At 60.0% G+C, this 6106-nt stretch carries 6 protein-coding genes; 3 read left to right on the top strand and 3 right to left on the bottom strand.

The genetic code is table 11. The features are described from left to right. Positions 1-151: 151 nt before the first annotated feature. The 3 genes from ACOTYB_RS24415 to mphR(A) are packed head-to-tail and all read left to right on the top strand — an operon-like array spanning position 152 to position 2876. Positions 152-1057, top strand: a complete 906-nt coding sequence (locus tag ACOTYB_RS24415; protein WP_000219391.1) for an Mph(A) family macrolide 2'-phosphotransferase — start codon at positions 152-154, stop codon at positions 1055-1057. Further along, complete coding sequence (gene mrx(A) / locus ACOTYB_RS24410) at positions 1054-2292, top strand: macrolide resistance MFS transporter Mrx(A) (RefSeq protein WP_000004159.1); 1239 nt, start codon at positions 1054-1056, stop codon at positions 2290-2292. Before ACOTYB_RS24415 ends, mrx(A) begins: the two co-directional genes overlap by 4 nt. Next, on the top strand, positions 2292-2876 hold the full coding sequence (gene mphR(A) / locus ACOTYB_RS24405; RefSeq protein ID WP_001137892.1) for a macrolide-binding transcriptional repressor MphR(A): 585 nt from the start codon (positions 2292-2294) through the stop codon (positions 2874-2876). The genes mrx(A) and mphR(A) overlap by 1 nt, the downstream gene beginning before the upstream one ends. Positions 2877-3368: 492 nt before the next feature. Here mphR(A) and ACOTYB_RS24400 read toward each other — a convergent pair whose 3' ends face one another. From ACOTYB_RS24400 to chrA, 3 genes are all read right to left on the bottom strand, one after another. Further along, the gene (locus ACOTYB_RS24400; RefSeq protein ID WP_001389365.1) at positions 3369-4133 is read right to left on the bottom strand and encodes an IS6-like element IS6100 family transposase; all 765 of its coding nucleotides are present in this window, start codon (positions 4131-4133) and stop codon (positions 3369-3371) included. Positions 4134-4359: 226 nt separating this feature from the next. Next, positions 4360-4665 carry a PadR family transcriptional regulator gene (locus ACOTYB_RS24395; RefSeq protein ID WP_000130000.1) on the bottom strand — a complete coding sequence of 102 codons (306 nt, stop codon included), beginning with the start codon at positions 4663-4665 and terminating at the stop codon, positions 4360-4362. A gap of 10 nt (positions 4666-4675) precedes the next feature. Beyond that, a complete protein-coding gene (chrA, locus tag ACOTYB_RS24390; RefSeq protein WP_000184001.1) occupies positions 4676-5881 on the bottom strand; it encodes a chromate efflux transporter in 1206 nt (401 codons plus the stop codon). Between the last annotated feature and the right edge of the window lie 225 nt (positions 5882-6106).

The raw sequence follows: 6106 nt of genomic DNA, 5'->3' as shown, positions 1-6106 counted from the left end.
CGCCTGGTAAGCAGAGTTTTTGAAATGTAAGGCCTTTGAATAAGACAAAAGGCTGCCTCATCGCTAACTTTGCAACAGTGCCGGATTGAATATAACCGACGTGACTGTTACATTTAGGTGGCTAAACCCGTCAAGCCCTCAGGAGTGAATCATGACCGTAGTCACGACCGCCGATACCTCCCAACTGTACGCACTTGCAGCCCGACATGGGCTCAAGCTCCATGGCCCGCTGACTGTCAATGAGCTTGGGCTCGACTATAGGATCGTGATCGCCACCGTCGACGATGGACGTCGGTGGGTGCTGCGCATCCCGCGCCGAGCCGAGGTAAGCGCGAAGGTCGAACCAGAGGCGCGGGTGCTGGCAATGCTCAAGAATCGCCTGCCGTTCGCGGTGCCGGACTGGCGCGTGGCCAACGCCGAGCTCGTTGCCTATCCCATGCTCGAAGACTCGACTGCGATGGTCATCCAGCCTGGTTCGTCCACGCCCGACTGGGTCGTGCCGCAGGACTCGGAGGTCTTCGCGGAGAGCTTCGCGACCGCGCTCGCCGCCCTGCATGCCGTCCCCATTTCCGCCGCCGTGGATGCGGGGATGCTCATCCGTACACCGACGCAGGCCCGTCAGAAGGTGGCCGACGACGTTGACCGCGTCCGACGCGAGTTCGTGGTGAACGACAAGCGCCTCCACCGGTGGCAGCGCTGGCTCGACGACGATTCGTCGTGGCCAGATTTCTCCGTGGTGGTGCATGGCGATCTCTACGTGGGCCATGTGCTCATCGACAACACGGAGCGCGTCAGCGGGATGATCGACTGGAGCGAGGCCCGCGTTGATGACCCTGCCATCGACATGGCCGCGCACCTTATGGTCTTTGGTGAAGAGGGGCTCGCGAAGCTCCTCCTCACGTATGAAGCGGCCGGTGGCCGGGTGTGGCCGCGGCTCGCCCACCACATCGCGGAGCGCCTTGCGTTCGGGGCGGTCACCTACGCACTCTTCGCCCTCGACTCGGGTAACGAAGAGTACCTCGCTGCGGCGAAGGCGCAGCTCGCCGCAGCGGAATGAGCGAACGTCGATATAGCCCGCTCGCGACGCTGTTCGCGGCGACCTTTCTCTTCCGGATCGGCAACGCGGTGGCGGCCCTCGCGCTTCCATGGTTCGTCCTGTCTCATACAAAGAGCGCGGCCTGGGCGGGCGCCACGGCCGCTAGCAGCGTCATCGCGACCATCATCGGCGCGTGGGTTGGTGGTGGCCTCGTCGATCGGTTCGGGCGCGCGCCCGTCGCATTGATCTCGGGTGTGGTGGGCGGCGTGGCCATGGCGAGCATCCCACTGCTCGATGCCGTTGGCGCCCTCTCGAACACTGGGCTGATCGCTTGCGTGGTGCTCGGTGCCGCGTTCGACGCACCCGGTATGGCCGCGCAGGACAGTGAGCTGCCCAAACTCGGCCACGTCGCCGGGCTCTCCGTTGAGCGCGTCTCGTCACTGAAAGCGGTGATCGGGAACGTCGCGATTCTAGGTGGCCCGGCCCTTGGGGGGGCCGCAATCGGCCTGCTTGGCGCTGCGCCAACGCTCGGGCTGACGGCGTTCTGCTCCGTCCTTGCAGGTCTGCTCGGCGCGTGGGTGCTTCCCGCGCGTGCCGCTCGGACGATGACCACGACGGCGACTCTCTCCATGCGCGCCGGCGTCGCTTTTCTCTGGAGCGAACCCCTGCTGCGCCCTCTCTTTGGTATAGTGATGATCTTCGTGGGCATCGTTGGCGCCAACGGCAGCGTCATCATGCCTGCGCTGTTTGTAGATGCAGGACGCCAAGTAGCAGAGCTCGGGCTGTTCTCCTCAATGATGGGGGCTGGTGGTCTCCTTGGCATTGCCATTCATGCGTCGGTCGGCGCCCGGATATCAGCGCAGAACTGGCTGGCGGTGGCATTTTGTGGCTCTGCGGTGGGCTCGCTTCTGCTTTCACAGTTGCCAGGCGTGCCGGTGCTGATGTTGTTGGGCGCGCTCGTGGGACTGCTGACCGGCTCAGTCTCTCCCATTCTCAACGCTGCCATCTACAACCGCACGCCGCCAGAACTTCTCGGCCGGGTACTCGGCACGGTCTCGGCGGTGATGCTGTCAGCCTCGCCCATGGTTATGCTTGCGGCCGGCGCGTTTGTCGACCTTGCTGGTCCGCTCCCTGGCCTCGTTGTATCGGCCGTGTTTGCGGGGCTCGTGGCTCTACTCTCGCTCCGTCTTCAATTTGCTACAATGGCGGCGGCAGCCACAGCCTCCGCCCCAACCCATACAGAAGGTGAACACTGATGCCCCGCCCCAAGCTCAAGTCCGATGACGAGGTACTCGAGGCCGCCACCGTAGTGCTGAAGCGTTGCGGTCCCATAGAGTTCACGCTCAGCGGAGTAGCAAAGGAGGTGGGGCTCTCCCGCGCAGCGTTAATCCAGCGCTTCACCAACCGCGATACGCTGCTGGTGAGGATGATGGAGCGCGGCGTCGAGCAGGTGCGGCATTACCTGAATGCGATACCGATAGGCGCAGGGCCGCAAGGGCTCTGGGAATTTTTGCAGGTGCTCGTTCGGAGCATGAACACTCGCAACGACTTCTCGGTGAACTATCTCATCTCCTGGTACGAGCTCCAGGTGCCGGAGCTACGCACGCTTGCGATCCAGCGGAACCGCGCGGTGGTGGAGGGGATCCGCAAGCGACTGCCCCCAGGTGCTCCTGCGGCAGCTGAGTTGCTCCTGCACTCGGTCATCGCTGGCGCGACGATGCAGTGGGCCGTCGATCCGGATGGTGAGCTAGCTGATCATGTGCTGGCTCAGATCGCTGCCATCCTGTGTTTAATGTTTCCCGAACACGACGATTTCCAACTCCTCCAGGCACATGCGTAAACGGAGGTGTGCAGAGTCCCTGCGGCAGGCGACGAACACGACCGTCGTCGATTAGTACCGGTACGGTCGGTGGTATCGAAGTCTTGATCACCACTCAGGTCTACGGCTTACAAATGGTGACCATCCCGATACTTGCGTCAGAGCACCGGGCCGATTCTTTGACAGTGAATCACTCCCGTAAGGTTGTGCCGGTGTGGGTGTCCCGGGTCGAGACGATACTCCGCCAATGCGCCCAGCAAACAACCTGGCCATCGCAGGTGGTGGGGAGCGGTGTGGCGGATGAGTTGGACAAGTTGGTGTAGCAGCACGAGCACGGCGAGATAACATCGCAGGAGTTCGACATGCTCAAGAGACAGCTGATTGCGAATCGCGATGCAGATTCATAACCCGATTGCGGGTTGGCTTCACTCCACCATCACCGAGCAGACTAGCACGGCGGGCTCTGTTGCAAAGATTGGCGGCAGTCAGAGGTAGGCTGTCGCTCTGCGCCGATCAGGCGGCTGCTGCGAAATGGTGGTTGAGCATGCCCATGGCCTCCGTCAGCGCCGAGGGCCCAATGCCAAAAGCTCTCTCCACAAGGCGCACCTCGCCCCTGATGCCGGGCTGCAGGCACCAGGGGCGAGCCTGTCCTTTGCGCAGGGCTCGCATGACTTCGAATCCCTTGATCGTGGCATAGGCCGTGGGGATCGATTTGAAACCGCGCACCGGCTTGATCAGTATCTTGAGCTTTCCGTGATCGGCCTCGATCACGTTATTGAGATACTTCACCTGCCGGTGGGCCGTCTCCCGGTCCAGCTTTCCTTCGCGCTTCAATTCGGTGATCGCTGCACCATAGCTCGGCGCTTTGTCGGTATTGAGCGTGGCAGGCTTTTCCCAGTGCTTCAGGCCTCGCAGGGCCTTGCCCAGGAACCGCTTCGCTGCCTTGGCGCTGCGGGTCGGCGACAGGTAGAAATCGATCGTGTCGCCCCGCTTGTCGACTGCCCGGTACAGGTAGGTCCACTTGCCCCGCACCTTGACGTAGGTTTCATCCAGGCGCCAGCTCGGATCAAAGCCACGCCGCCAGAACCAGCGCAGCCGCTTCTCCATCTCCGGGGCGTAGCACTGGACCCAGCGATAGATCGTCGTATGGTCGACCGAAATGCCGCGTTCCGCCAGCATTTCCTCAAGGTCGCGATAGCTGATCGGATAGCGACAATACCAGCGCACCGCCCACAGGATCACATCACCCTGGAAATGGCGCCACTTGAAATCCGTCATCGTTCCGTCCGTCCAATCTCCGCCAAGCATGCTCAAGCTTCACGATTTTTGCAACAGAGCCCACACGAGTATTGAGCATAGTCGAGATTGGTGCAGATCACTTCTGATATTGAACTGTCAGGAGCTGGCTGCACAACAGCCATTACGCCCAATCAACTGGTGCAGTCGTCTTCTGAAAATGACAATCCAGTTAGGGTATAGCTCAACCTGACATAGAAGCAAAAACTCAACCACCTTCTACCAACTCTCCGAACAGCTCCTTGACCTTTGTTTTCGCATCAGCAAGTGCAGTTCTGCCTTGTTCAGTGATGTCATAAACACGCCGTTCACGTCGCCCGGTGCGTTCGTGGCGTGAGGTCAGATAGCCTTTTTTTTCCAGGCCGTGCAGCATCGGGTACACGGTGCCAGCGCTCATCTCGTAGCCGTGTCGGCGTAGCTCTTCGATGATCCCCAGCCCAAAGACAGGTTCCTCGGCTGCATGGTGAAGGATGTGCAGGCGGATCAAACCGCCGTAGAGGTCTTTGTCAGTCATTTTTTGTGCCTCACAGAGCGACGCTCAACAGCCACCCAGCTGCACCGCTACCGAGGACAACCAGCCACGGCGGGAGCTTCCAGAACATAAGTGCGACAAGGGCAACTAATGCCAAGCCGAAGTCTTGCGGCTGAAAGATGGCGCTAGTCCATACAGGCTGATACAGCGCGGCCAGCAGCAAGCCGACTACAGCGGCATTGATCCCGGCCAGCGCAGCTTGGATGCCTGTATTGCGGCGCAAACGCTCCCAAAATGGCATTGATCCGACGACCAGCAAGAACGAGGGCGCGAAGATAGCCAGCAGACACACAATGCCGCCGATCCAGCCCGACGGGGCGGTGTTCATCGAGGCACCAAGAAACGCGGCGAACGTGAACAAAGGGCCGGGCACCGCTTGAGCTGCCCCGTACCCCGCGAGAAAGGATTCATTGTTGACCCAGCCGGAGGGCACCACTTCGGCTTGCAGTAATGGCAGCACAACGTGACCACCGCCGAACACCAGTGATCCGACACGATAGAAGGAATCCACCATTGCCATGGTTTGACTTGGCATCAGTTCGGCCAACACCGGCAGGCCAATCAGCAAGACAAAGAACAGCGAGAGCCAAAGCACGCCGGCCCGGTGACTGACCGTGATAGGTAGGGGGTCATGCTCAACAACTTTCGCTGGCTTGAACAATAACCGGCCTGCGATGCCTGCGATAGCAATCACGCCAACCTGTCCCCACGCGGACGGCACAAGTAAAACGACGCAGGTAGCAATTGCCATGATGGTGACTCGCAGCCCATCCGTGCATAGGTTACGCGCCATGCCCCATACTGCTTGAGCGACCACGGCCACAGCCACCACTTTTAAGCCATGCAACGCGCCCTGCGAGACGTAATCGCCATAGCTGGAGATGCCGAGCGCAAAAAGGATCAAGGCTATGGCAGACGGCAGCGTGAAGCCAGCCCAAGCAGCCAGCGCCCCGCTGTATCCAGCCCGAGACAGTCCTACCGCTATGCCGACCTGGCTGCTTGCAGGCCCTGGCAAGAACTGACAAAGCGCGACCAAGTCAGCATAGCTCCGTTCGGAGAGCCAGCGCCGCCGTGTGACAAATTCGGCGCGGAAGTAGCCCAAGTGCGCAATGGGGCCGCCAAAAGATGTCAATCCAAGCCGCAGAAAAATAAGAAAGACCGACCATGGTCTGCTGTCATCGGTAGGGTTATTCGTCATACTTTCGCCTTCATGATCTGCAACGAGTTGATCAATAATAAGCGAAATTCGATAACGAAATTCGATATAAATCTAGAAAAAAATACCTCTATGTGTACTACGCAGTTTTAGCTGTGGCTTTCACAGGAGCACGCTTACTTACGGCTTAGCGTGCTTTATTTAATGAGATGGTCACTCCCTCCTTCCCGGTACTATGCTGAGGACAGGCTTTCATTCGGAGAACTA

The organism is Enterobacter cloacae complex sp. IR5450 (genome assembly GCF_049238665.1).
In the GTDB taxonomy this organism is placed as follows: domain Bacteria; phylum Pseudomonadota; class Gammaproteobacteria; order Enterobacterales; family Enterobacteriaceae; genus Enterobacter; species Enterobacter hormaechei_C.
This window is presented reverse-complemented; position numbering and strand designations above follow the sequence as displayed.

Excerpts from the sequence above, each read along its gene's own strand:
- ACOTYB_RS24400 (WP_001389365.1), bottom strand. The coding sequence starts at position 4,133 with ATGACGGATTTCAAGTGGCGCCATTTCCAGGGTGATGTGATCCTGTGG.
- ACOTYB_RS24415 (WP_000219391.1), top strand. The coding sequence starts at position 152 with ATGACCGTAGTCACGACCGCCGATACCTCCCAACTGTACGCACTTGCA.
- chrA (WP_000184001.1), bottom strand. The coding sequence starts at position 5,881 with ATGACGAATAACCCTACCGATGACAGCAGACCATGGTCGGTCTTTCTT.
- ACOTYB_RS24395 (WP_000130000.1), bottom strand. The coding sequence starts at position 4,665 with ATGACTGACAAAGACCTCTACGGCGGTTTGATCCGCCTGCACATCCTT.